The sequence below is a fragment of the Mesorhizobium sp. M8A.F.Ca.ET.207.01.1.1 genome, assembly GCF_004794715.1.
Taxonomy (GTDB): Bacteria; Pseudomonadota; Alphaproteobacteria; order Rhizobiales; family Rhizobiaceae; genus Mesorhizobium.
On record NZ_SRUS01000522.1, the window covers coordinates 1 to 292 of the forward strand.

Below are 292 nucleotides of genomic sequence, written 5' to 3' on the forward strand. Positions count from 1 at the left end.
GGTGATTCCGGGTTCACCTGTGAACTAGACTGCGCATGGACAATCATCTGTGAACTGGATTCATCGTCATGGCGCGACCCGACATCAACCGATCCGGCGAACTGGCAGTGTTCGTGCGGTTGATCGAGACCGGTGGCTTTTCTGCCGCCGCCCGCAGCCTGGACATGACGCCCTCGGCGGTAAGCAAGCTGGTGGCACGGCTGGAGCAGCGGCTCGGCACGCGCCTGCTGCAGCGCTCCACCCACGGGCTGCAGCTGACCGAGGACGGGCTGCGCTGCCAGCGTCATGCACA

1 protein-coding gene is annotated in these 292 nt (G+C 64.4%); it reads left to right on the forward strand.

From position 1 onward, the window contains the following. Window positions 1-68: 68 nt before the first annotated feature. Window positions 69-292, forward strand: a 224-nt coding sequence (locus EN850_RS35660) for a LysR family transcriptional regulator (protein ID WP_136093080.1), incomplete at its 3' end; no start/stop codon positions are given.